1 protein-coding gene is annotated in these 237 nt (G+C 62.9%); it reads right to left on the bottom strand.

Translation table 11 applies throughout. The features are described 5' to 3' along the window. The coding region (locus EU800_RS27480; protein WP_207210045.1) for a hypothetical protein at positions 1-237 on the bottom strand (237 nt) is incomplete at both ends.

Raw genomic sequence — 237 nt, 5'->3', positions numbered from 1 at the left:
CCGGTCTTTCCCAAGTTGGGCTTCGTTGAGGGCCATGGTGCCGCCTGCACCACGCCATGACAACGTTTTTCGAACGGAAACGCCTTGGGTGAACAGCCGATGCCCCGGACGGGGCCCTTGTCGGACGCCATTGGCAGCCAGATGCCCATCGACCGCAGGCCGCAGACGCAATGGTCGAGCCGAGTTTCTTCGATCTTGATGGTAAGCGCAGTCAGCATGTCGCCGCCGGAGGCGACC

The organism is Tropicimonas sp. IMCC6043, assembly GCF_004146235.1.
GTDB lineage: Bacteria > Pseudomonadota > Alphaproteobacteria > Rhodobacterales > Rhodobacteraceae > Tropicimonas.
This window is presented reverse-complemented; position numbering and strand designations above follow the sequence as displayed.